Here is a 22,560-nt window from a genome sequence, read left to right as displayed (position 1 = left end):
TGATCAAAGAAAGGCAAGCCTATGCAGCGGCTGTATCGGAAACGCATCGTTCTTGGCGTCGGCGGCGGCATTGCTGCCTACAAGAGCGCCGAGCTGGTTCGCCGACTCCTGGAGCACGGCGCGCAAGTGCGCGTCGTCATGACCCACGGCGGGGCCGAATTCATCACCCCGCTGACCATGCAGGCCCTGTCCGGGCACCCCGTGCACATGGACCTGCTCGACCCTGCCGCCGAAGCGGCGATGGGCCATATCGAACTGGCCAAGTGGGCCGACCTGGTGCTGATCGCACCTGCCACCGCCGACCTGATCGCGCGCCTGGCGCAAGGCGTTGCCAACGATCTGCTGACCACCCTGGTACTGGCTACCGACGCCACCGTGGCGTTGGCACCGGCCATGAACCAGGCCATGTGGCGCGACCCGGCCACCCAGGCCAACTTGCAGCTGCTGCAAAGCCGCGACATCCAGGTGTTCGGCCCGGCCTCCGGCAGCCAGGCCTGTGGCGACGTGGGCCTTGGCCGCATGCTCGAAGCCACCGACCTGGCCTGGTGCGCCGCCGAAACCTTCAAGCGCCAGTCGCTGACCGGCAAGCACGTGCTGATTACCGCAGGCCCGACCCAGGAAAACATCGACCCGGTGCGCTACATCACCAATCATAGCTCGGGCAAGATGGGCTTTGCCCTGGCCGAAGCGGCGGTGGAAGCCGGTGCTCGGGTAACCCTGGTGACAGGGCCGGTGCACCTGCCCACACCCGACCGGGTGACCCGTATCGACGTGGTGAGCGCGCGGGACATGCTCGCCGCGTGCGAAGCGGCGATCCCGTGCGATGTGTTCATCGCATCGGCTGCGGTTGCGGACTACCGCCCCGAAGTCGTCGCCCCGCAAAAGCTAAAGAAAGACCCTACGACAGGTGACGGCCTGCTGCTGCAGATGGTGCGCAACCCGGACATTCTGGCCACCATCGCCACCCGCCCCGACCGCCCGTTCAGCGTCGGCTTTGCCGCCGAGACCGAACACCTGCTCGATTACGCCGCGCGCAAGCTCAAGGACAAGAACCTCGACCTGATCGTCGCCAATGACGTGGCCAACCCCAGCATCGGCTTCAACAGCGAGGAGAACGCCTGCAGCGTGATCGATCGCCAACTTCAAGCAACACTCTTTGCACAGACCAGCAAGGGCAAGATCGCCCGTCAGCTGGTAGCCTTCATCGCCGAACGTCTCAACCAGGTTTAACTCTGCATGCACGCCTTACAAGCCAAGATTCTCGATCCGCGCCTTGGCAGCGATTTCCCGCTGCCGCAATACGCCACTCCCGGTTCTGCCGGCCTCGACCTGCGCGCCATGCTCAAGGAAGAGACAGTCCTGGAGCCGGGCCAGACCATACTGATCCCTACCGGCCTGTCGATCTACGTCGGCGACCCGGGCCTGGCCGCGCTGATCCTTCCGCGCTCGGGCCTGGGCCACAAGCACGGCATCGTGCTGGGCAATCTGGTCGGCCTGATCGATTCGGACTACCAGGGCGAGCTGATGGTGTCGTGCTGGAACCGCGGCCAGGCCCCTTTCACCATCGCCATCGGCGAGCGCATTGCTCAACTGGTGCTGGTACCGGTGGTACAGGCGCACTTCGACATCGTCGAAACCTTCGACGAAACCCAGCGTGGCGCTGGCGGCTTCGGCCATTCGGGCAGCCATTGAACAACGCGCGAGCCCTGCTGCCAGGCCTGTATTGGGGCCTGGCCGGCATGCTCGTCGCCGGGCTCGCGGTGTGGCTGACGCTGGTAATCCCTCTGCAACGCGAGCAACGTAACCTGCAGACGTATTTTCCGGCCTTCGGGCTGGTCATTGCGCTCGACCAGCAGATCGCCCGTCTGGTGTCCGAGGTCGACACCGTGGCCCGCCATCCGGCCCTGCTTGCCGCCGCCAAGGCGGCTGACGCCCGCCAGGCGCGCCAGGTGCTGGACGACTTCAGCTACCTCGAAGGGTTGGTCAGCAGTCGATTGCTCACGCCCGGCCAGGCCAGGCGCGAGAGCCTCCACGACCGCTCACTCAGCCCGCCATTGCTGGACATGATCGGGCGAGCCGAACGCGGGGTACCACCGAACCTGGAGGCCCACCCGACCAACGGGCAACTGCATATCCACAGTGTCACGCCCATTCGAGGCAGTGCGACAGGCCCGGTGCAGGCCGTGCTGCTCATGACTTTCGAGCTGCAACGTGTAAGTGCTGCTCTGAAAATAGACATGCCGGAAATCGGCAAGGCCAGCCTCGTGCAAGGCGTGTTCGACGACCCTCAGGCCGTACTGGCCAGCGCAGGCGAAAGTGATAGCCCGGCAATAACCCCGATAGGGACCTTCAACGATGCATGGAGCCTGCACTTTCAGCCCGGGGCGATCTTCCAGAGGTGATCGACGGATGAATCGCCCGGCTCAAGAACTCTATGTCGAAAATGCCGTCAAAGCCGGACATCTTTAGCCGCGCGGCGCGCCGGGTGCCTGCAGCGCATGCCGACCGTCGACCCAACATAGCCCCTTCCAATTGGAGTTTCCCCAGGTGAGCAACATGGAACGCATGACCCCGAACCTCCCCGCCAGCATCTTCCGCGCCTACGATATCCGAGGTGTGGTCGGCGAAGGCCTCACCGCCGAAACCGCCTACTGGATCGGCCGCGCCATCGGTGCACAGAGCCTGGCCCAGGGCGAGCCGCACGTATCGGTTGGCCGCGACGGTCGCCTGTCCGGCCCGATGCTGGTCGAGCAACTGATCAAGGGCCTGGTCGAGGCCGGGTGCAAGGTCAGCGATGTCGGCCTGGTCCCCACGCCCGCCCTGTACTACGCCGCCAACGTGCTGGCCGGCAAGTCCGGGGTGATGCTCACCGGCAGCCACAACCCGCCGAACTACAACGGCTTCAAGATCGTCATCGCCGGCGACACCCTGGCCAATGAGCAGATCCAGGCCCTCCTGATTCGCCTGCAGACCAACGACCTCACCCGCGGCGAAGGCAGCGTCGAGAAGGTCGAGATCCTGGACCGCTACTTCACCCAGATCACCGGCGACATCAAGCTGGCGAAGAAGCTCAAGGTGGTGGTGGACTGCGGCAACGGCGCCGCCGGGGTGATCGCCCCGCAGCTGATCGAGGCGCTGGGCTGCGAGATGATCCCGCTGTTCTGCGAGGTCGACGGCAACTTCCCCAACCACCACCCCGACCCGGGCAAGCCGGAAAACCTGGTGGACCTGATCGCCAAGGTCAAGGAAAGCGGCGCCGACCTGGGCCTGGCCTTCGACGGTGACGGCGACCGTGTCGGCGTAGTGACCAACACCGGCAACATCGTCTACCCCGATCGCCTGCTGATGCTGTTCGCCCAGGACGTGCTGGCGCGCAACCCGGGCGCCGAGATCATCTTCGACGTCAAATGCACCCGCCGCCTGACCCCGCTGATCGAACAGTACGGCGGCCGCGCGCTGATGTGGAAGACAGGTCATTCGTTGATCAAGAAGAAGATGAAGCAGACTGGCGCCCTGCTGGCCGGCGAGATGAGCGGGCATATCTTCATCAAGGAGCGCTGGTACGGTTTCGACGACGGCATCTACAGCGCCGCGCGCCTGCTGGAGATCCTGAGCAAGGCCGATAGCGATGCCGAAACGCTGTTCGCGGCGTTCCCGAACGATATTTGTACCCCTGAAATCAACATTGATGTGACGGACGAGGGTAAATTCAGCATCATTGAGGCACTGCAACGCGACGCCGACTGGGGCCAAGACGCCAACCTGACCACCATCGATGGTGTACGGGTCGACTACCCCAACGGCTGGGGCCTGGTTCGCGCCTCCAACACCACGCCGGTGCTGGTACTGCGCTTCGAGGCCGACAGCGAAGCCGAGCTGCAGCGAATCAAGGACGTGTTCCTTGCCCAGCTCAAGCGCGCAGCCCCTGATCTGCAACCAACGTTCTGACCGACCCCTTGTTCCAACTGGAGCCCTGCATGACCCTTGATCGTGATGCCGCCACCCATGTCGCCCAGGTACTGTCCGAAGCGCTGCCCTACATCCGCCGCTTTGTCGGCAAGACGCTGGTGATCAAGTACGGCGGCAACGCGATGGAGAGCGAAGAGCTCAAGACCGGCTTCGCCCGCGACGTGGTGCTGATGAAGGCAGTCGGCATCAACCCGGTGGTGGTGCACGGCGGCGGCCCGCAGATCGGCGACCTGCTCAAGCGTCTGTCCATCGAAAGCCGGTTTGTCGATGGCATGCGCGTCACCGATGCGCAGACCATGGACGTAGTGGAGATGGTGCTCGGCGGCCAGGTGAACAAGGACATCGTCAACCTGATCAACCGTCATGGCGGCAGCGCCATCGGTCTGACCGGCAAGGACGCCGAGCTGATTCGCGGCAGGAAGCTCACCGTCACCCGCCAGACGCCAGAGATGACCAGCCCGGAAATCATCGACATCGGTCATGTGGGCGAAGTGGTCGGGGTGAACACCGACCTGCTGAACATGCTGGTCAAGGGCGACTTCATCCCGGTGATCGCGCCAATCGGCGTGGGCGCCAACGGCGAGTCGTACAACATCAACGCCGACCTGGTAGCAGGCAAGGTGGCCGAAGCGCTCAAGGCCGAGAAGCTGATGCTGCTGACCAACATCGCCGGCCTGATGGACAAGCAGGGCACCGTGCTCACCGGCCTGACCACCGAGCAGGTTGACGAACTGATCGCGGACGGCACCATCTACGGCGGCATGCTGCCCAAGATCCGTTGCGCACTGGAAGCAGTACAGGGCGGCGTGCACAGCTCGCACATCATCGACGGCCGCGTGCCGAATGCGGTACTGCTGGAGATCTTCACCGACAGCGGCGTAGGTACCCTGATTACCAATCACGAACCGCGCTGAGGTATCCGCCGGCAAGGCCGGCTCCTACAGGAGCGGGCCACCACAGGTACAAAAAAGGCGACCCGCGGGTCGCCTTTTTGTTTGCCTCAGATACCGTACTGGGCCCGGTAGGCCTCGACGGCCGGCAAGTGCTGCTTGAGCGCCGGGTCATCGGCGAGGAACTGCAGCACCTGGGTCAGCGATACGATGCTGACCACCGGAATGCCGAAGTCACGCTCCACTTCCTGGATCGCCGACAGGTCGCCGTTGCCACGCTCCTGGCGATTCATCGCGATCAGTACGCCCGCCGCCCTGGCCTGCTGGCCCTGGATGATCTGCATCACCTCGCGGATGGCCGTGCCGGCAGTGATCACGTCGTCGATGATCAGCACGTCGCCTGCCAGTGGCGAGCCCACCAGGCTGCCACCCTCGCCGTGTGCCTTGGCTTCCTTGCGGTTGAAGCACCACGGCACATCCAGCCCATGGTGCTCGGCCAGTTGCACCGCCGTCGCGGCAGCCAGGGGGATGCCCTTGTAGGCCGGGCCGAACAGCACGTCGAACGGGATCTTGCTGTCGACGATCGCCGCCGCATAGAACCGACCGAGCTGAGCCAGGGCAGCGCCACTGTTGAACAGGCCGGCGTTGAAGAAATACGGGCTGATGCGGCCCGACTTGAGGGTGAACTCACCGAAGCGCAGAACCCCACGATCGATGGCAAAACGAATGAATTCGCGCTGATACGGCTGCATGAAGAGTCCCGGCTACCACAGATTTAGCTAAATGAGTACAGCTCGGGTATCATACACGCACGAGATTTTTGGGGCCATTTATGCGGATCATCAGTGTGAACGTTAATGGCATTCAGGCTGCAGTCGAGCGTGGTTTGCTCAGCTGGCTACAAGCCCAGAATGCCGACGTCATCTGCCTTCAGGATACCCGCGCCTCGGCCTTTGAACTCGACGACCCAGCTTTCCAGCTCGATGGCTACTTCCTTTATGCCTGCGATGCAGAAGTTCCAGCCCAAGGCGGCGTGGCACTCTACTCGCGTTTGCAGCCCAAGGCAGTCATCAGCGGCCTGGGCTTCGAGACAGCCGATCGCTACGGGCGTTACCTGCAGGCCGATTTCGACAAAGTCAGTATTGCCACCTTGCTGTTGCCTTCGGGCATGAACGGTGACGAAGACCTCAACCAGAAATTCAAGTTGATGGACGACTTCGGCAAATACCTGGACAAGCAGCGCCGCAAGCGTCGCGAGTACATCTACTGCGGCTCGCTGTATGTGGCGCAGCAGAAGCTCGACGTGAAGAACTGGCGCGACGGCCAGCAGTCGCCGGGTTTCCTGGCGCCAGAGCGGGCCTGGATGGACGAGATCGTCGGCAACATGGGCTATGTGGATGCGTTGCGCGAAGTCAGCCGTGAGGGCGACCAGTACAGCTGGTGGCCGGACAACGAGCAGGCCGAGATGCTCAACCTGGGCTGGCGTTTCGACTACCAGCTGCTGACCCCGGGCCTGCGCCGCTTCGTACGAAGCGCTCGCCTGCCGCGTCAGCCACGCTTCTCCCAGCATGCGCCACTGATCGTGGACTATGACTGGACGCTGACGATCTGATCGCTCAGCCACAAAAAAGCCGACTGCGTGTCGGCTTTTTCGTATCTGGCCTTTGGGCCCTTTCGCCAGCAAGGCCGGCTCCTACCGGGTCAACGCAACCGCCGTAGGAGCCGGCCTTGCCGACGAAGCATGTCAGGTCAGCACACGCCAGGCCCACGGATAACGAAAGGCCTTGCCCTGCTTGACCTTGACCGCCGCAATGACGATCAGTACCGCCACCCCCAGCGAGATGATGGTCAGCGCAAGCTTGGCCATCGGTACGGTAAACCCCACCACGCACACCATGCCCAGCAGGGTCATGGTCAGCTGGAAGTTCACCGCCTCCTTGCCCTGGGCGTCGACGTACGGGTCGATGCCGCGCTTGAACCACCACAAGGCCAGCGGCGCGATCAGGTTGGCGAACGGCACCACCATGCCGGCAGCCGCCGCCAGGTGGCACAACATGCCCCAATGACGGGCTGCATCACCGGGCATCGGCGCGTTGGACGGATCGGCCATGTCGACTCCCGATCAGTCCGCCAGCGCGGCCTGCTGCAGTTGGAACAGGTCGGTCATGCCCTTCTGCGCCAGCGCCAGCATGGCGTTGAGCTCTTCAGGCTGGAACGGAGCACCTTCGGCGGTGCCCTGGACTTCGATGAAACCACCGGCGCTGGTCATCACAACGTTCAGGTCGGTTTCGGCCGCCGAATCTTCCGGGTAGTCCAGGTCGAGCACCGGCACGCCCTGGTACATGCCGACCGATACGGCCGCAATCATGTGCTTGACCGGGTCGCCGCCCTTCAGGCCGCCACGCTTCTTGACCACGCGCAGGGCGTCGACCAGCGCAACCATGGCACCGGTGATCGACGCGGTACGGGTACCGCCATCGGCCTGGATCACGTCGCAGTCGACGTACAGGGTGATGTCGCCCAGCTTGCTCATGTCCAGCGCGGCGCGCAGCGAGCGGCCGATCAGGCGCTGGATTTCGAGGGTACGACCACCCTGCTTGCCGCGGCTGGCTTCGCGCTGGTTGCGCTCGCCGGTGGCGCGCGGCAGCATGCCGTACTCGGCGGTCAGCCAGCCCTGGCCCTGGCCCTTGAGGAAGCGCGGTACGCCGTTCTCGACGCTGACCGTGCAGATGACTTTGGTGTCTCCGAACTCGACCAGTACAGACCCCTCGGCGTGTTTGGTGTAGTTGCGGGTGATGCGGATCGAGCGCAGCTGATCGGCAACGCGACCACTTGGACGTTTCATTTGGGCTACCTGTACTGGATATGAATCTGCCCGGCATTATAGGGCTACAGGGCCCTCGGTGGACATGCCTGCGGCCAAATGCACGGCCAGCCGATCATCGGCGCACCACGCCAAAAGCCCCGATCTGCCCGCGCCGCCCGGTATTTGCGGCGCCCTGCCCGCTGCTTTGTAGCATCAGCGCATTGGGAGCCGGCGCCGCACTGCGTTACAATCCTGCGCCTTTGCAGGCTGTCGGCTTGCTCCCTAATCTGCGAGGTACTTCCCATGGTGCACAGCATGACCGCCTTCGCCCGCGTCGAGCAGGCCGGGACCCAGGGCACACTGATCTGGGAACTGCGCTCGGTCAATCATCGCTACCTCGAGCCGCACCTGCGCCTGCCCGAAGCCCTGCGCGACCTCGAAGGCGCGGTGCGCGAGTCCCTGCGCCAGGGCCTGTCGCGCGGCAAGGTCGAATGTACCCTGCGCTTCAATGAAGAGAACGCCGGCAAGCCGCTGCAGGTCGACCGCGAGCGTGCCGCTCAGCTGGTCGCCGCCGCCGAGACCGTGGCCGGCCTGATCAAGCAGCCCGGCCCCCTCAACCCGCTCGAGGTGTTGGCCTGGCCGGGCGTGCTGGTGGCCGATGCCAGCGACCCGCAGACGCTCAATGCCGAGGCCATGGGCCTGTTCGAACAGGCCCTCAAGGAGCTCAAGAACGGCCGCAACCGCGAAGGCGCGGAACTCGCCCGACTGATCAACGAGCGCCTCGACAGCATGAGCGAGGAAGTCACCACCCTGCGCGCCCTGGTGCCGCAGATGCTCGCCGCCCAGCGCCAGAAGGTGCTGGACCGCTTTGCCGACATGCAGGCCGAACTCGACCCGCAGCGTCTGGAGCAGGAGATGGTGATGCTGGCGCAGAAGAGCGATGTGGCCGAAGAACTCGACCGCCTCAGCACGCATGTCACCGAAGTGCGCCGCGTGCTCACGTCGGGCGGCGCCGCCGGCCGGCGCCTGGATTTCCTGATGCAGGAACTCAACCGCGAAGCCAACACCCTGGGCTCCAAAGCCTTTGACACACGCAGCACCCAAGCGGCGGTCAACCTCAAGGTTCTGATCGAGCAGATGCGTGAACAAGTACAGAACATCGAGTAAGGCCACCCCTACCATGACCCACAGCAGCGGCACCCTTTTCATCGTCTCGGCCCCTTCGGGCGCCGGCAAGACCAGCCTGGTCAAGGCGCTCACCGACGACCTCAACCACATTCGCGTGTCGGTCTCGCACACCACGCGGGCCATGCGTCCGGGCGAGCATGACGGGGTGAACTACCACTTCGTCGACCGCGCCGAGTTCGACCGCATGATCGCCCAGGGCGACTTCCTGGAGCAGGCCGAAGTCTTCGGCAACTGCTACGGCACCTCGCGCAGCGCACTGCAGCAGACCCTTGACCAGGGCCATGACCTGATCCTGGAAATCGACTGGCAGGGTGCACAGCAGGTGCGCAAGCTGATGCCCGAGGCGCGTTCGATCTTCATCCTGCCGCCCAGCCAGCAGGCCCTGCGCCAGCGCCTGACCAACCGCGGCACTGACAGCGACGAGATCATCGAAGGGCGCATGCGCGAGGCGGTCAGCGAGATGGTGCATTACGACGAATACGAGTTCGTCATCATCAACGACGACTTCGCCACGGCACTGGACGACCTCAAGGCGGTGTTCCGTGCCAACCGCCTGCAGCGCGGCCAGCAGCAGCAACGTCACAGCGAACTGCTCAGGCAACTGCTTGCCTGAGCAGCGTGCCCCGGCCGCTTAACCGCGGCCGGGCACCGTTGCGTGACGGCGCAGGGTCATGCCCAGGAAGAACGCCGGCGCACGCAGGCGCGACAGCATCATCAGCACCAGGCCCAGCAGGGTGATGATCATCGCGATCACGAACACCAGCCCCAACCCCCCTACATGCGAACCGCTGCCGAACGACGGCGAAGCACTGTCATAGGCTGTCTGCAGGAAGATCACCGAAAGAATGCCGCCGCCCAGCAACGGGCACAGGCCGCGCATCAGGAAGTGACGCAGGCTGTCGGTGAGGCTGTGGCGGAAGTACCACACGCAGGCGAACGCGGTCAGCGAGTAGTAGAAGCAGATCATCATGCCCAGGGCAGTGATGGTGTCGGCCAGCACGTTCTCGCTCAGGGTACGCATGGTGACGTAGAACACGCCTGCGGCCACGCCGGCACAGATGGTGGCATAACGCGGGGTTTTCGAACGCGGGCAGACGCTCGCGAAGCGCTCCGGCACTGCGCCGTAGTACCCCATCGCCAGCAGCGTGCGCGCCGGCGAAACGAAGGTCGACTGCAACGAGGCCGCGGTGCTGGCCAGTACCGCGATCGACATCAGGATCGCCAGTGGCCCCATCACCGGGCCGGCCAGGTGGGCGAAGACGTTTTCCTGGATACGCGGGTTGCCCAAGCCCAGGCCGATATCGCTGATGCCGGCAAACTGCAGGGTGGCAATTGCGGTCACCAGGTACAGGCCCAGAATCAGCAGCACGGTCAGGGTCGCTGCCTTGCCCGGTACGTCATCGCTGCCCACCGATTCTTCGCTGATGCTCAGACACACGTCCCAGCCCCAGAAGATGAAGATCGACAGCGACAGGCCGGCGGTGAAGGCCGAGAACGACTCCACCCCGAACGGGTTGAACCAGTCCATCTCGAAGGTCAGCGGCGGCGCCTCCGACGACCCGCCGAATGCGGCCATGGCAAAACCCAGCAGCACGATCAGTTGCAGCGCCACCAGGCCGTACTGCACGGTCATGGTGGTGGCGATGCCGCGACAGCAGATCCACACGGCCATGGCGATGAACACGCAACAGGTGGTCACATTGACCAGCAGGTTGTCGGCCAGCGCCGCCACCTCGTGTTTGCCGGTGATCTGCCCGAGGAACAGATAGAAGAAGTCCACCGCCACACCGGCGAGGTTCGACAACACGATGGTGGTGGCGGTGACCAGCCCCCAGCCACCGATCCAGCCGATCATCGGGCCGAAGGCACGTACCGACCAAGTGAACGAGGTGCCGCTGTCGGGTTCGGCGGCATTCAGCTCGCGATAACCCAGCGCCACCAGCAACATGGGCAGGAAACCGACGATGAACACCGCCGGCAGGTGGGCGCCGACTTCGCGTACGGTCGGGCCGAGGGCGCCGGTGAGGGTATACACCGGCGCAATAGTGGAAATGCCCAGCACGATGCTGGCCAGCAGTCCGAGCCGGCCCTTGGCCAGCCCTTTGGATCGCCCGCCCACACCTGGGGACAGGCCTGCTTTGTGTTCGCTCATGAGTAGTTGCCGTCACTATTGGTATTATTTTCCGGGCCCCCCGTGGGGTGCCCGCTATCACTCAATGAAACTTGTTGCAGTGCATCGCCGGCTCAGCCGGGTGACCTCATAGGGCCTTCTCCCGGCGTAGCGCATGGGCGATGCAGGCTTCGCGAAACGCCTCGAACAGGCGCAGCGACACCGGGTTTTCGGCAAAGCGGTATTCCGGGTGCCATTGCACACCGACCACAAAGCCTGGGGCGTCATCCATGGACACAGCTTCGATCAGTCCATCGGGAGCCAGGGCTTCGGCGCGCAGGCCGGCGGCCAGGCGATCGATGCCCTGGCTGTGCAGCGAGTTGACCATGAAGCGGGCAGGCAGCCCCATCTGCTCGAATTTCCCCCCGGGCTGACATGTCACCAGGTGGCGGGGGCTGTATTGCTCTTCCAGCGGCGCATCCTGCGACTCGCGATGGTCCAGGTAGCCTGGCAGCTCCTGCACACGCTGGTGCAAGGTGCCGCCCAGGCTGACGTTGAGTTCCTGGAAGCCCCGGCACACGCAGAACACCGGTACACCCCTGGCAATCGCGGCCTGCAGCAGCGGCAGGGTCAGCCGGTCACGAAACACGTCGTGGCGGGTGCCTTCCACGCTGGGGGCGCCATTGTAATGATGCGGCTCGACATTAGAAGGCGAACCGGTAAAAAGAATGCCATCCAGATGCTCCAGCACAAGGTTCGGGTCGCTTGCGACGTCCCGGGCCGGGAGAATCAGCGGCAATCCGGCAAAACCGGCCGCCTCGACATACTTGTCGCCCACGGTATGCGACGAGTTCTTGCCCAGTTGCTGGCGGCAAGCACTCACACCAATCAGGGGCAGCCGCCCTGCGCGCTCGTTCATCGGTTAAGCCTCCGTTGCAGCTTTATCCAGCCATCACACCGTATGCAGGTACCAGTTGTATTCGAGGTCGGAGATCGACACTTCGAACTCCGCCATCTCGCTTTCCTTGCAGGCCACGAAGATGTCGATGTAGTCGGGGCTGATGTACTGGTTCAGCACCTCGCTGTCATCGAGCTCGCGCAGCGCATCGCGCAGGTTGTTCGGCAGGCTCTGCTCCAGTTGCTCGTAGGAGTTGCCCTCGACCGGCTCGCCCGGGTCGACCTTGTTGGTCAGCCCGTGGTGAATGCCGGCCAGGATCGAAGCCATCATCAGGTACGGGTTGGCATCGGCGCCGGCCACGCGGTGCTCGATACGCACGGCATCGCTGCTGCCGGTAGGCACGCGCACGGCCACGGTACGGTTGTCCAGGCCCCAGCTCGGGGCATTGGGCACGTAGAACTGCGCGCCGAAACGGCGGTAGGAGTTCACGTTGGGGCACAGGAAGGCCATCGATGCCGGCATGGTTTCGAGCACGCCGCCGATGGCGTGGCGCAGGGTTTCGCTGTTTTCGGGGTCGTCGGTTGCGAAGATGTTCTTGCCGGTCTTCTTGTCCAGCAGCGAGATGTGTACGTGCAGGCCGTTGCCTGCCTGGCCAGGGTACGGCTTGGCCATGAAGGTGGAGTCCATCTCATGGTCGTAGGCGATGTTCTTGATCAGGCGCTTGAGCAGCACTGCGTAGTCGCAGGCCTTCATCGCGTCAGCCACGTGGTGCAGGTTGACCTCGAACTGCGCCGGGGCGCTTTCCTTGACGATGGCATCGGCCGGGATACCTTGCTCCTTGGCCGCTTCGAGCATGTCCTGCAGGCAGTCGACATACTCGTCCAGGTCATCGATCAGGTACACCTGGGTCGATTGCGGGCGTTTGCCCGAGATCGGCGAGCGCGGCGGCTGCGGGCGACCGTTCAGGTTGTCCTGGTCGATCAGGTAGAACTCCAGCTCGAACGCGGCGCAGATATCCAGGCCCAGCGCGTCGAACTTCTCCACCACGCCGCGCAGCACTTCGCGCGGGTCGGCGAAGAATGGCGTGCCGTCCAGTTCATGCATGGTCATCAGCAGCTGCGCGGTGGGGCGCTTCTGCCAGGGCTCGAAGCTCAAGGTGCCGGGGATCGGGTAGCAGATACGGTCGGCGTCGCCGATGTCCAGGCCCAGGCCAGTGCTTTCGACGGTGGAACCGTTGATGTCCAGGGCGAACAGCGAAGCCGGCAGGTTGATGCCTTTTTCGTAGACCTTGACCAGGCTCGCACGCTCGATGCGCTTGCCACGCACCACGCCGTTCATGTCTGCAATCAGCAGATCGACAAATTGCACCTCAGGGTGGGCCTTGAGAAATTCACCCATCTCGTCGAGAGGGATGGCGCACGGGGAGACCGACGTCATGGCTAGGCATCCTTTGATTTTTTATCGGGCGGCAATGGAGGAGGTGTTACTGCGCTATCGGGAGCGGCGATGGTTTCATTTGTTCTTTTTAAGGTTCCCATCGTGGGGAATGCCGAACGCCGTGGCATTGCACGGTCGTTCCAGGTTCTGACAACGTCGCGGGTTGATTCACGACTGCCGCCTCACTATAGAATGGCCCCCACGCAACAGACATTGGCATTTAGGCAAGCAAAGAGTGCACCCATGCAATATCAGATCAGTCACGCCGACCTTTCCCTGGTGCTCGCGCTGGTACGCGGACGCTCCCTGGCCAAGGCTGCAGACCTGCTGCGGGTCGATGTGTCGACGGTGTTCCGCTCGATCCGGCGCATGGAGGCCGCACTGGGCACCGCGCTGTTCGTGAAGAGCCGCAAGGGCTACATCCCCACCGGCACCGCCCAGGCCCTGGCCGAGCAGGCCGAACGCGCCGAGCAGGCGCTGGATGCGGCGCGGGTGGCGCTGGAGCACGGCGAACAGGTGGTCAGCGGCACGGTGCGCCTGACCTGTACCGATGCGGTGCTGCACAGCCTGCTGCTGCCGGCCCTGGCCGACTTCATGCCGGCATACCCGGCCCTGTCACTGGAACTGGCGACCTCCAACACCTTCGCCAACCTCAGCCGGCGCGACGCCGACCTGGCGCTGCGCCTGACCAATTCGCCACCCGAGCACCTTGTGGGGCGCTGCCTGGGGGCGGCCTCGTATGTGGTGTGCGGGCGCGAGGAGTACCGCGAGCGGCTGGCCGAGGCCCCGGCCAGCGTGCCCTGGATTGCCCCCGACGACTCCATGCAGGACCACGCCACAGTGGTGTGGCGCAGCCAGCAGTTGCCGGGGGTGATGCCGCGCTATCGCTGCAGCGGAATCGCGGCGATTGCACAGCTGGTGGCGGCCGGGCTGGGGGTGGCTGCCCTGCCCGACTACATGGCCGATACCTTGCCGGGGGTGGAACAGTTGAGCGGTGCCCTGCCCGGGTGCAATACCGAACTGTGGCTGCTGACCCGCCCCGATTGCCGTGCGCTGCGTTCGGTGCAGACCCTGTTCGACGAATTGACCCCGCGTTTGCGCGGGATGCTGGGGCGCCAGGAGGGCCAGGCCTGACTTTCGGGCCCCTTCGCCGGCAAGGCCGGCTCCCACGGGGCAGGTGCGCAGTTCTGCAGGCGCCGACCTGCCGGCCAAGCATTTGAATCCACCCCCACAAGACAGTTGTGCTAGAGCCTCACAACTGGTTATTGTCGGCTTACACAGGTCTCGACGTGAAATCAGCGCTTCCCTAAAGGCTGGTGATTTTTTAAACTATCGAGTCCGCTCGCCCATTCGGGCTGAACACCGCATTTGCTACTGAGGAAGACCATGGCCCGCGTAACCGTTGAAGATTGTCTAGAACACGTGGATAACCGCTTTGAGCTGGTCATGCTGTCTACCAAGCGTGCCCGCCAACTGGCCACCGGCGGCAAAGAGCCGAAAGTGGCGTGGGAAAACGACAAGCCGACCGTCGTCGCCCTGCGCGAAATCGCCGAAGGCATCTGCACCCCAGAATTCATGGCCGAACAGGACATCGTCCACGAAGACCCGGTCTTCGCTGCATTCGGTGAGGACGAGGCCAACGAGGCCGTCTAAGTCCATGCCTGGTCGACGTTGTACGGCGCAGGGCCCACTTTCTCGGCAGGAGCTAACATCGTGCCGAGCATAGACGCCCTCGCCGATCGCCTCTCGACCTACCTCGGCGCCGACCAGGTCAACCTGGTACGCCGGGCGTATTTCTACGCCGAACAAGCCCACGACGGCCAGCGCCGTCGCAGCGGCGAGCCATACGTCACGCACCCGCTGGCGGTGGCAAGCATTCTTGCCGACATGCACATGGACCATCAGAGCCTGATGGCCGCCATGCTGCATGACGTGATCGAAGACACCGGCATCGCCAAGGAAGCCCTCAGTTCCCAATTCGGCGAAACCGTCGCCGAACTGGTCGATGGCGTCAGCAAGCTGACCCAGATGAACTTCGAGACCAAGGCCGAAGCCCAGGCCGAAAACTTCCAGAAGATGGCCATGGCCATGGCCCGCGACATTCGCGTGATCCTGGTCAAGCTGGCCGACCGCCTGCACAACATGCGCACCCTGGAAGTGCTGTCGGGCGAAAAACGCCGGCGCATCGCCAAGGAAACCCTCGAGATCTACGCCCCCATCGCCAACCGCCTGGGCATGCACACTGTGCGCGTGGAGTTCGAGGACCTGGGCTTCAAGGCCATGTACCCGATGCGCTCGGCGCGTATCTACCAGGCAGTCAAGCGTGCCCGCGGCAACCGCAAGGAGCTGGTCAACAAGATCGAGGAATCGCTCAGCCACTGCCTGGCCGTGGACGGTATCGAAGGCGAGGTCAGCGGGCGGCAGAAGCACATCTACGGCATCTACAAGAAGATGCGCGGCAAGCGCCGCGCCTTCAACGAGATCATGGACGTGTACGCCTTCCGCATCGTGGTCGACAAGGTCGACACCTGCTATCGCGTGCTCGGCGCCGTGCACAACCTCTACAAGCCGCTGCCGGGGCGCTTCAAGGACTACATCGCGATCCCCAAGGCCAACGGCTACCAGTCGCTGCATACCACCCTGTTCGGCATGCACGGTGTGCCCATCGAGATCCAGATCCGCACCCGCGAGATGGAAGAGATGGCCAACAACGGCATCGCGGCGCACTGGCTGTACAAGTCCAGTGACGACGAGCAGCCCAAGGGCACCCATGCCCGGGCGCGCCAGTGGGTCAAGGGCGTGCTGGAAATGCAGCAGCGCGCGGGCAACTCGCTCGAATTCATCGAAAGCGTGAAGATCGACCTGTTCCCGGACGAGGTCTACGTGTTCACGCCCAAGGGCCGCATCATGGAGCTGCCAAAGGGCTCCACGGCGGTCGACTTTGCCTACGCGGTGCATACCGACGTCGGCAACAGCTGCATCGCGTGCCGCATCAACCGCCGCCTGGCACCGCTGTCCGAACCGCTGCAGAGCGGCTCGACGGTCGAGATCGTCAGCGCCCCAGGCGCACGACCGAACCCGGCCTGGCTGAACTTCGTGGTCACCGGCAAGGCGCGCACCCATATCCGCCATGCCCTGAAGCTGCAGCGCCGCTCCGAATCGATCAACCTGGGCGAGCGCCTGCTCAACAAGGTGCTCAACGGTTTCGACAGCGCGCTGGACAAGATCCCCCAGGAGCGCATCCAGGCCATGCTGGCCGAGTATCGCCTCGAAGTGATCGAAGACCTGCTCGAAGACATCGGCCTGGGCAACCGCATGGCCTACGTAGTGGCGCGCCGCCTGCTCTCCAGCGAAGGCGAGCAGTTGCCCAACCCCGAGGGTCCGCTGGCCATCCGCGGCACCGAGGGCCTGGTGCTCAGCTACGCCAAGTGCTGCACGCCGATTCCGGGCGACCCGATCGTCGGGCACCTGTCGGCGGGCAAGGGCATGGTGGTGCACCTGGAGAACTGCCGCAACATCAGCGAAATTCGCCACAACCCGGAAAAATGCATCCAGCTGTCCTGGGCCAAGGATGTCACCGGCGAATTCAATGTCGAGCTGCGCGTCGAGCTGGAACACCAGCGCGGCCTGATTGCCCTGCTGGCCAGCAGCGTCAACGCCGCCGACGGCAACATCGAGAAGATCAGCATGGACGAACGTGATGGCCGCATCAGCGTGGTCCAGCTGGTGGTCAGCGTGCACGACCGTGTGCACCTGGCCCGCGTGATCAAGAAACTGCGTGCCCTGACCGGGGTGATTCGCATCACCCGCATGCGCACGTAGCCCTCCCCCTGCAAGGAGTCACCATGACCAAGACCGTCATCACCAGCGACAAGGCCCCAGCGGCCATCGGCACCTACTCCCAGGCGATCAAGGCCGGCAATACCGTGTACATGTCGGGCCAGATCCCGCTGGACCCGAAAACCATGGAGCTGGTCGAAGGCTTCGAAGCCCAGACCGTACAGGTGTTCGAAAACCTCAAAGCCGTGGCCGAAGCTGCCGGCGGCTCGTTCAAGGACATCGTCAAGCTGAACATCTTCCTGACCGACCTGAGCCACTTCGCCAAGGTCAACGAAGTCATGGGCCGTTACTTCGAACAGCCCTACCCTGCCCGCGCCGCCATCGGCGTCGCTGCGCTGCCACGCGGCTCGCAGGTTGAAATGGACGCGATCCTGGTCCTCGAGTAATACCTCGCGCGGCGGGCCGGCCGGCTCGCCGCCGCACTGTTCTGGAAGGACCCCGCCATGCGCCACGCGCTTGCCCTGGCTCTGGCCGCCGCACTGTTGAGCGGCTGCGCCAGCCACAAACCCGAAGACTACAACGGCATCTGGATCAACCAGCAGGCCATCGATGCTGCCGCCAAAGGCGTGAGCCTGCGCAAGGCGCTGCAGGACAGCGGCGGCAACCTGGAATGGAAGGTCAACGTCGCGGCCGAACAGGCCAGCTACACCAACGGTTTCGAGATCGTCGAAGGCCAGCTCAAGGCCGGCGAAAAACAACGGGACGTGGTATTCCCGGGGAATGAGATACAGACGTTGAGCCTGGATGGCGACGAACTGGTGCAGCACGCCACCCCGATGGCGCCGCAGCACAGCTTCCAGAAGGCCAGCTCTCCCGCCCCAATGGAAGCCCGCACCGGGACCACCTTCGAGCAGGCGCTGTACGGCGCCTACCTGAAGGGTGACTGGAAGGTGATCGAGGGCCCTGGTCAGGGCAATGTCGTACGCTTCGGCGACACGGGCAGTGTCGAGGGCCTGCCCAATCTGGACCGCTACGCACTGTGCCTGGCCGGCGACTGCGCCAGCATGAGCGGCGAGTACGACAGCCTGTGGCTGGAGCGCAACCAGCAGGGCAACCCGTGGATCTTCAAGCGTGATGGCAAGAAGCTGGAAATCCTGCGTGCCCTCAACAGCGCCCAGCCAGACGAGATGCCGCAGCTGTATCCCGGCGCCCGGCAATGGCTGCTCGAGCGCGACTGATCGGGTGAGCCCTCAGGTTTGCGCCGCCAGAATCGCCGCGTAGCCTTCCTTGTAGCTCGGGTACTGTGGCACCCAGCCCAGTGCCCGGGCACGCGCATTGCTGCAGCGCTTGCTGCCGGTGCGCCGCACACGCTGCTGCTCCGACCAATGCGTGACGCCCATGTACTCGCGCAACCAGGCCACCACGTCGGCCAATGGCGCCGGTGCATCGTCCACCCCGATGTAGCAGTCCTCCAGCGCACGCCCCGCCGCATCGGCCTTGAGCAGGAAGGCCAGCAGCCCTGCCGCGTCCTCGGCATGGATGCGGTTGCCGTACAGCGGCGGCTCTTCGGTCACCCGATGCCCCTGGCGCACCTGGCTGAGCAGCCATTCGCGGCCCGGCCCGTAGATACCGGTCAGGCGCACGATGCTGGCCGGGATGCCGCTGGCCAGTGCCAGCTGTTCGGCCTGGAGCATGACCTGCCCCGAGTAACCTGACGGCAAGGTGGCGGCGGTTTCATCGATCCACTCGCCGTCCTGCTGGGCGAACACACTGCTGCTGGACACGAACAGCAGGCGCTGCGGTCGCTGGCCACGCTCGGCCAGCCAGCCCAGTACATGCTTGAGGCCCTGTACATAAGCCGCCTGATAGCCCGCCTCGTCATGCTGGCTGGCGGCCACGCAGTACACCAGGTAGTCGGGTGCGACCAAAGGCCAATCGGTCGGGCACTGCGGGTTTTCCAGGTCTGCCGCGATGCCGGCAACCCCCGCGGGCAAGGCCGCCACATTTCTGCGCAAACCGCTTACCGACCAGCCAAGGCCCAGCAATTGCTGGGCCAGACGGCCACCCACATCGCCGCAACCGACGATCAGAACTGAAGGCGAAGACATCCGCACACTCCGTCAGACAAAGCCACAGCCTATCTGTGGAAATCGATAGGCGGCTAGTTAATATGCAAAAAAAGATACTGTGTATCTTCTGTTAACAAGAATTACTTGCAATAATGGCCGCCCAAATTTTGTTCTCGGCCCGACTCGAGGCCTGGAAGGACAACTACCCATTTCTTCTTCATCAGGTCCGGCCAGCATGACACGTATTCAACCTTCCGCTTCGCCAACCCTGTCGCGCGCCTGGCGCGCCATTGCCGCGCTGATGTTCAGCCTGGTACTGGCCCCCGCCGCCATGGCCGATGAGCCCGCCGCACAGAACGCCACACCGGCCGCCGCCGTTGCCCCTGCCGATGCTACCCCGGCCGCACCTGCTGCCCCGGGCGCCGAGCCTGCGGATGCCGCCGCCGCGCCGGGCGCTGCCCCTGTCGAAGGCCAGGCCGACGACGCCACCCAAGCGCTGGTCGAAGACACCAGCCTGGGCATGGCCCACGACCTGTCGCCATGGGGCATGTACCAGAACGCCGACATCGTGGTGAAGATCGTGATGATCGGCCTGGCCATCGCCTCGCTGATCACCTGGACCATCTGGATTGCCAAGGGCTTCGAACTGATGGGCGCCAAGCGCCGCCTGCGTTCTGAAATCGCCCTGCTGAAGAAGGCCACCAGCATCAAGGACGCCAGCGAAACCGCCGACAAGCCCGGCACCCTGGCACACCTGCTGGTGCACGATGCCCTCGAGGAAATGCACCTGTCGGCCAATGCCCGTGAAAAAGAAGGCATCAAGGAGCGCGTGAGCTTCCGCCTCGAGCGCCTGGTCGCGGCCAGCGGTCGCAACATGAGCAGCGGTACCGGCGTGCTTGCCACCATCGGCTCCACCGCTCCGTTCGTCGGTCTGTTCGGTACCGTGTGGGGCATCATGAACAGCTTCATCGGCATCGCCAAGACCCAGACCACCAACCTCGCGGTGGTTGCACCCGGTATCGCCGAGGCCCTGCTGGCCACCGCCCTGGGCCTGGTTGCCGCGATCCCCGCAGTGGTCATCTACAACGTCTTCGCCCGTTCCATCGCCGGTTACAAGGCACAGGTTTCCGACGCTTCGGCGCACGTGCTGCTGCTGGTCAGCCGCGACCTGGACCACCAGCCAGGCGAGCGTTCCGCTGCGCCACACATGGTGAAAGTGGGGTAAACCATGGGCCTGCATCTTAACGAGGGCGGCGACGATCTCGCCGAGAACCACGAAATCAACGTCACGCCGTTCATCGACGTGATGCTGGTACTGCTGATCATCTTCATGGTGGCGGCGCCCCTGGCCACGGTCGACATCAAGGTCGACCTGCCGGCCTCGACCGCCAAGCCCGTGCCCAGGCCGGAGAAGCCGGTGTTCCTCAGCGTCAAGGCCGACCAGAACCTGTACGTCGGCGACGATCAGGTGCAACGCGACCAGCTGGGCGCGGTACTGGACGCCAAGACCAAGGGCGACAAGGACACCACCATCTTCTTCCAGGCTGACAAGGGCGTCGATTACGGCGACCTGATGGAAGTCATGAACACCCTGCGCGCAGCCGGCTACTTGAAGGTCGGCCTGGTGGGACTTGAGACGGCAGCCAAGAAATGACCAATACGCGGCATAAACTGGCGCGCTACGGCGTCAGCCTGGCGATTGTGCTGGCCGTGCATGCCGTTGCCGTGGTGCTGATGCTCAACTGGTCGGTGCCCCAGGCAATCGAACTGCCGCCTGCGGCGATGATGATCGAGATGGCGCCGATGCCCGAGCCGGCCCCACCACCGCCGCCGAAGGTCGTGGCCCCGCCACAGCCGCCGACGCCGGTCGAGGAGCCACCACTGCCCAAGGTGGCAGAAGCGCCCAAACCGAAAATCGCGATACCCAAGCCACCGCCCAAGCCCAAGGCCAAGCCCCAGCCTCCGAAACCGGAGAAAAAACCGGAGCCGCCGCAGGACAAGCCGGTCGACCAGGAAACCGTGGATTCCCCGCCAAGCAACGCTCCGGCGCAGAAATCCGCAGCACCGGCGCCAAGCATCGCCGCCAACAGCAATGCCCTGCCTACCTGGCAGAGCGACCTGTTGCGTCACCTTGGCAAGTACAAGCGCTACCCGGAAGACGCGCGTCGGCGGGGGCTGCAGGGCATCAACCGGCTGCGCTTCGTGGTCGACGCCGAAGGCAAGATCCTATCGTACTCGCTGGCCGGTGGTTCAGGCAGCGCGGCACTGGACCGGGCAACCCTGGAAATGATCCGCAAGGCTCAACCCGTGCCCAAGCCGCCTCAGGAACTGCTCAACAACGGCAGTATCGAAGTGGTCGCGCCGTTCGTGTACTCGCTGGACAAGAAACGCTGAGTTGTTTGTTTCTGTCACACGCACGCAAGTCTGATAACGTGCGTCTATCGATTGCAGCCGCTATGCTGGGCTCGCAACTTCATGGACGCACGTTATGACCCTCACAGAATTGCGCTACATCGTCACCCTCGCTCAGGAACAGCACTTCGGCCACGCGGCCGAGCGTTGCCACGTCAGCCAGCCGACCCTGTCGGTGGGCGTGAAGAAGCTGGAGGACGAGCTGGGCGTGCTGATCTTCGAGCGCAGCAAGAGCGCGGTGCGCCTGACCCCGGTCGGCGAAGGCATCGTGGCCCAGGCGCAGAAGGTACTGGAGCAGGCCCAGGGCATCCGTGAACTGGCCCAGGCCGGCAAGAACCAGCTGACCGCGCCGCTCAAGGTCGGGGCCATCTATACCGTCGGCCCGTACCTGTTCCCGCACCTGATTCCGCAACTGCACCGGGTTGCCCCGCAGATGCCGTTGTACATCGAAGAAAACTTCACCCATATCCTGCGTGACAAGCTGCGCAACGGCGAGCTGGATGCGGTGATCATCGCCCTGCCGTTCAATGAAGCCGACGTGCTGACGCTGCCGCTGTACGACGAGCCGTTCTACGTGCTGATGCCCAGCGAGCATCCCTGGACGAAGAAAGAGACCATCGACGCCAGCCTGCTCAACGACAAGAGCCTGCTGTTGCTCGGCGAAGGCCACTGCTTCCGCGACCAGGTGCTGGAGGCCTGCCCGACCCTGACCAAGGGCAACGACGGCGCCAAGCACACCACGGTGGAGTCCAGCTCGCTGGAAACCATCCGCCACATGGTCGCCTCGGGGCTGGGCGTGTCGATCCTGCCGCTGTCGGCCGTGCACAGCCATCACTACGCGCCGGGCATCATCGAAGTCCGCCCATTGAGCCCGCCGGCACCGTTTCGCACCGTGGCGATCGCCTGGCGCGCGAGCTTCCCGCGGCCCAAGGCCATCGAGATTCTGGCCGACTCGATCCGCCTGTGTTCGGTGGCCAAGCCACCCGCCGCACCTTAGGGCC

Annotated in this window: 23 protein-coding genes and 1 pseudogene; 17 read left to right on the top strand and 7 right to left on the bottom strand. The window is 64.1% G+C overall.

Translation table 11 applies throughout. The features are described from left to right. The first annotated feature begins 21 nt into the window (after nt 1-21). From coaBC to argB, 5 genes and pseudogenes are all read left to right on the top strand, one after another. The gene (gene coaBC / locus DN388_RS21600; RefSeq protein WP_058541939.1) at nt 22-1,230 is read left to right on the top strand and encodes a bifunctional phosphopantothenoylcysteine decarboxylase/phosphopantothenate--cysteine ligase CoaBC; all 1,209 of its coding nucleotides are present in this window, start codon (nt 22-24) and stop codon (nt 1,228-1,230) included. A 6-nt stretch (nt 1,231-1,236) separates the two neighbouring features. After that, entirely contained in the window at nt 1,237-1,692 is a 456-nt protein-coding gene (gene dut, locus DN388_RS21595) for a dUTP diphosphatase (RefSeq protein ID WP_255002058.1), read from the top strand. Next, nucleotides 1,689-2,402 carry a hypothetical protein gene (locus tag DN388_RS21590; protein ID WP_043859858.1) on the top strand — a complete coding sequence of 238 codons (714 nt, stop codon included), beginning with the start codon at nt 1,689-1,691 and terminating at the stop codon, nt 2,400-2,402. The genes dut and DN388_RS21590 overlap by 4 nt, the downstream gene beginning before the upstream one ends. A gap of 175 nt (nt 2,403-2,577) precedes the next feature. Continuing rightward, nucleotides 2,578-3,948 (top strand): annotated as a pseudogene (locus DN388_RS21585) (phosphomannomutase/phosphoglucomutase); the annotation flags it as partial. A 29-nt stretch (nt 3,949-3,977) separates the two neighbouring features. Beyond that, nucleotides 3,978-4,883, top strand: a complete 906-nt coding sequence (gene argB / locus DN388_RS21580) for an acetylglutamate kinase (RefSeq protein WP_255002057.1) — start codon at nt 3,978-3,980, stop codon at nt 4,881-4,883. An 86-nt stretch (nt 4,884-4,969) separates the two neighbouring features. Here argB and pyrE read toward each other — a convergent pair whose 3' ends face one another. Next, on the bottom strand, nt 4,970-5,611 hold the full coding sequence (gene pyrE / locus DN388_RS21575; RefSeq protein ID WP_043859861.1) for an orotate phosphoribosyltransferase: 642 nt from the start codon (nt 5,609-5,611) through the stop codon (nt 4,970-4,972). A gap of 80 nt (nt 5,612-5,691) precedes the next feature. Here pyrE and DN388_RS21570 point away from each other — a divergent pair, with 80 nt between their 5' ends. Next, entirely contained in the window at nt 5,692-6,471 is a 780-nt protein-coding gene (locus DN388_RS21570; RefSeq protein ID WP_043859862.1) for an exodeoxyribonuclease III, read from the top strand. Between the two features lie 132 nt (nt 6,472-6,603). Here DN388_RS21570 and DN388_RS21565 read toward each other — a convergent pair whose 3' ends face one another. Both DN388_RS21565 and rph read right to left on the bottom strand, forming a co-directional pair. Further along, on the bottom strand, nt 6,604-6,969 hold the full coding sequence (locus tag DN388_RS21565) for a DUF4870 domain-containing protein (protein ID WP_255002056.1): 366 nt from the start codon (nt 6,967-6,969) through the stop codon (nt 6,604-6,606). A 12-nt stretch (nt 6,970-6,981) separates the two neighbouring features. After that, nucleotides 6,982-7,704 carry a ribonuclease PH gene (gene rph, locus DN388_RS21560; protein WP_043861576.1) on the bottom strand — a complete coding sequence of 241 codons (723 nt, stop codon included), beginning with the start codon at nt 7,702-7,704 and terminating at the stop codon, nt 6,982-6,984. A gap of 264 nt (nt 7,705-7,968) precedes the next feature. Here rph and DN388_RS21555 point away from each other — a divergent pair, with 264 nt between their 5' ends. Next, nucleotides 7,969-8,832 (top strand): YicC/YloC family endoribonuclease, encoded by an 864-nt coding sequence (locus DN388_RS21555; RefSeq protein WP_058541943.1) that lies wholly within the window; start codon nt 7,969-7,971, stop codon nt 8,830-8,832. 13 nt (nt 8,833-8,845) lie between these two features. Further along, nucleotides 8,846-9,466, top strand: a complete 621-nt coding sequence (gene gmk, locus DN388_RS21550; RefSeq protein WP_043861574.1) for a guanylate kinase — start codon at nt 8,846-8,848, stop codon at nt 9,464-9,466. A gap of 18 nt (nt 9,467-9,484) precedes the next feature. Here the strand turns inward: gmk and DN388_RS21545 are convergent, their stop codons facing one another. The 3 genes from DN388_RS21545 to DN388_RS21535 form a co-directional block, all read right to left on the bottom strand. Further along, a complete protein-coding gene (locus DN388_RS21545; protein WP_043861573.1) occupies nt 9,485-11,005 on the bottom strand; it encodes an APC family permease in 1,521 nt (506 codons plus the stop codon). A gap of 106 nt (nt 11,006-11,111) precedes the next feature. Next, nucleotides 11,112-11,882: a gamma-glutamyl-gamma-aminobutyrate hydrolase family protein gene (locus DN388_RS21540; RefSeq protein WP_054916675.1), complete on the bottom strand. Its 771-nt coding sequence runs from the start codon at nt 11,880-11,882 to the stop codon at nt 11,112-11,114. Nucleotides 11,883-11,915: 33 nt separating this feature from the next. Further along, nucleotides 11,916-13,298, bottom strand: coding sequence for a glutamine synthetase family protein (locus DN388_RS21535; protein WP_043861571.1), 1,383 nt, complete (start codon nt 13,296-13,298; stop codon nt 11,916-11,918). Between the two features lie 243 nt (nt 13,299-13,541). On the opposite strand from DN388_RS21535, the gene DN388_RS21530 reads away from it, so the two are divergent. The 5 genes from DN388_RS21530 (at nt 13,542) to DN388_RS21510 (ending at nt 18,316) form a co-directional block, all read left to right on the top strand. Then, on the top strand, nt 13,542-14,432 hold the full coding sequence (locus tag DN388_RS21530; RefSeq protein ID WP_054916676.1) for a LysR family transcriptional regulator: 891 nt from the start codon (nt 13,542-13,544) through the stop codon (nt 14,430-14,432). Nucleotides 14,433-14,684: 252 nt separating this feature from the next. Continuing rightward, on the top strand, nt 14,685-14,951 hold the full coding sequence (gene rpoZ, locus DN388_RS21525; RefSeq protein WP_043861569.1) for a DNA-directed RNA polymerase subunit omega: 267 nt from the start codon (nt 14,685-14,687) through the stop codon (nt 14,949-14,951). 60 nt (nt 14,952-15,011) lie between these two features. Then, the gene (spoT, locus tag DN388_RS21520) at nt 15,012-17,120 is read left to right on the top strand and encodes a bifunctional GTP diphosphokinase/guanosine-3',5'-bis pyrophosphate 3'-pyrophosphohydrolase (protein WP_043861568.1); all 2,109 of its coding nucleotides are present in this window, start codon (nt 15,012-15,014) and stop codon (nt 17,118-17,120) included. 23 nt (nt 17,121-17,143) lie between these two features. Next, nucleotides 17,144-17,524, top strand: coding sequence for a RidA family protein (locus tag DN388_RS21515; RefSeq protein ID WP_043861567.1), 381 nt, complete (start codon nt 17,144-17,146; stop codon nt 17,522-17,524). A gap of 57 nt (nt 17,525-17,581) precedes the next feature. Continuing rightward, the gene (locus tag DN388_RS21510; RefSeq protein WP_255002055.1) at nt 17,582-18,316 is read left to right on the top strand and encodes a hypothetical protein; all 735 of its coding nucleotides are present in this window, start codon (nt 17,582-17,584) and stop codon (nt 18,314-18,316) included. Between the two features lie 12 nt (nt 18,317-18,328). Here the strand turns inward: DN388_RS21510 and DN388_RS21505 are convergent, their stop codons facing one another. Next, a complete protein-coding gene (locus tag DN388_RS21505) occupies nt 18,329-19,186 on the bottom strand; it encodes an SDR family oxidoreductase (RefSeq protein ID WP_255002054.1) in 858 nt (285 codons plus the stop codon). 196 nt (nt 19,187-19,382) lie between these two features. On the opposite strand from DN388_RS21505, the gene exbB reads away from it, so the two are divergent. The 4 genes from exbB to DN388_RS21485 all read left to right on the top strand — a co-directional run bounded on the left by exbB (nt 19,383) and on the right by DN388_RS21485 (nt 22,556). After that, nucleotides 19,383-20,372: a tonB-system energizer ExbB gene (gene exbB / locus DN388_RS21500; protein WP_043861564.1), complete on the top strand. Its 990-nt coding sequence runs from the start codon at nt 19,383-19,385 to the stop codon at nt 20,370-20,372. A gap of 3 nt (nt 20,373-20,375) precedes the next feature. Further along, nucleotides 20,376-20,801: a TonB system transport protein ExbD gene (exbD, locus tag DN388_RS21495; protein WP_043861563.1), complete on the top strand. Its 426-nt coding sequence runs from the start codon at nt 20,376-20,378 to the stop codon at nt 20,799-20,801. After that, on the top strand, nt 20,798-21,541 hold the full coding sequence (locus DN388_RS21490; protein ID WP_043861562.1) for an energy transducer TonB: 744 nt from the start codon (nt 20,798-20,800) through the stop codon (nt 21,539-21,541). The genes exbD and DN388_RS21490 overlap by 4 nt, the downstream gene beginning before the upstream one ends. A 94-nt stretch (nt 21,542-21,635) precedes the next feature. Then, nucleotides 21,636-22,556, top strand: coding sequence for a hydrogen peroxide-inducible genes activator (locus DN388_RS21485; RefSeq protein WP_043861561.1), 921 nt, complete (start codon nt 21,636-21,638; stop codon nt 22,554-22,556). The last annotated feature ends 4 nt before the right edge of the window (nt 22,557-22,560 follow it).

This window comes from Pseudomonas sp. S12(2018) (genome assembly GCF_024355235.1).
Classification (GTDB): Bacteria; Pseudomonadota; Gammaproteobacteria; order Pseudomonadales; family Pseudomonadaceae; genus Aquipseudomonas; species Aquipseudomonas palmensis.
This window is presented reverse-complemented; position numbering and strand designations above follow the sequence as displayed.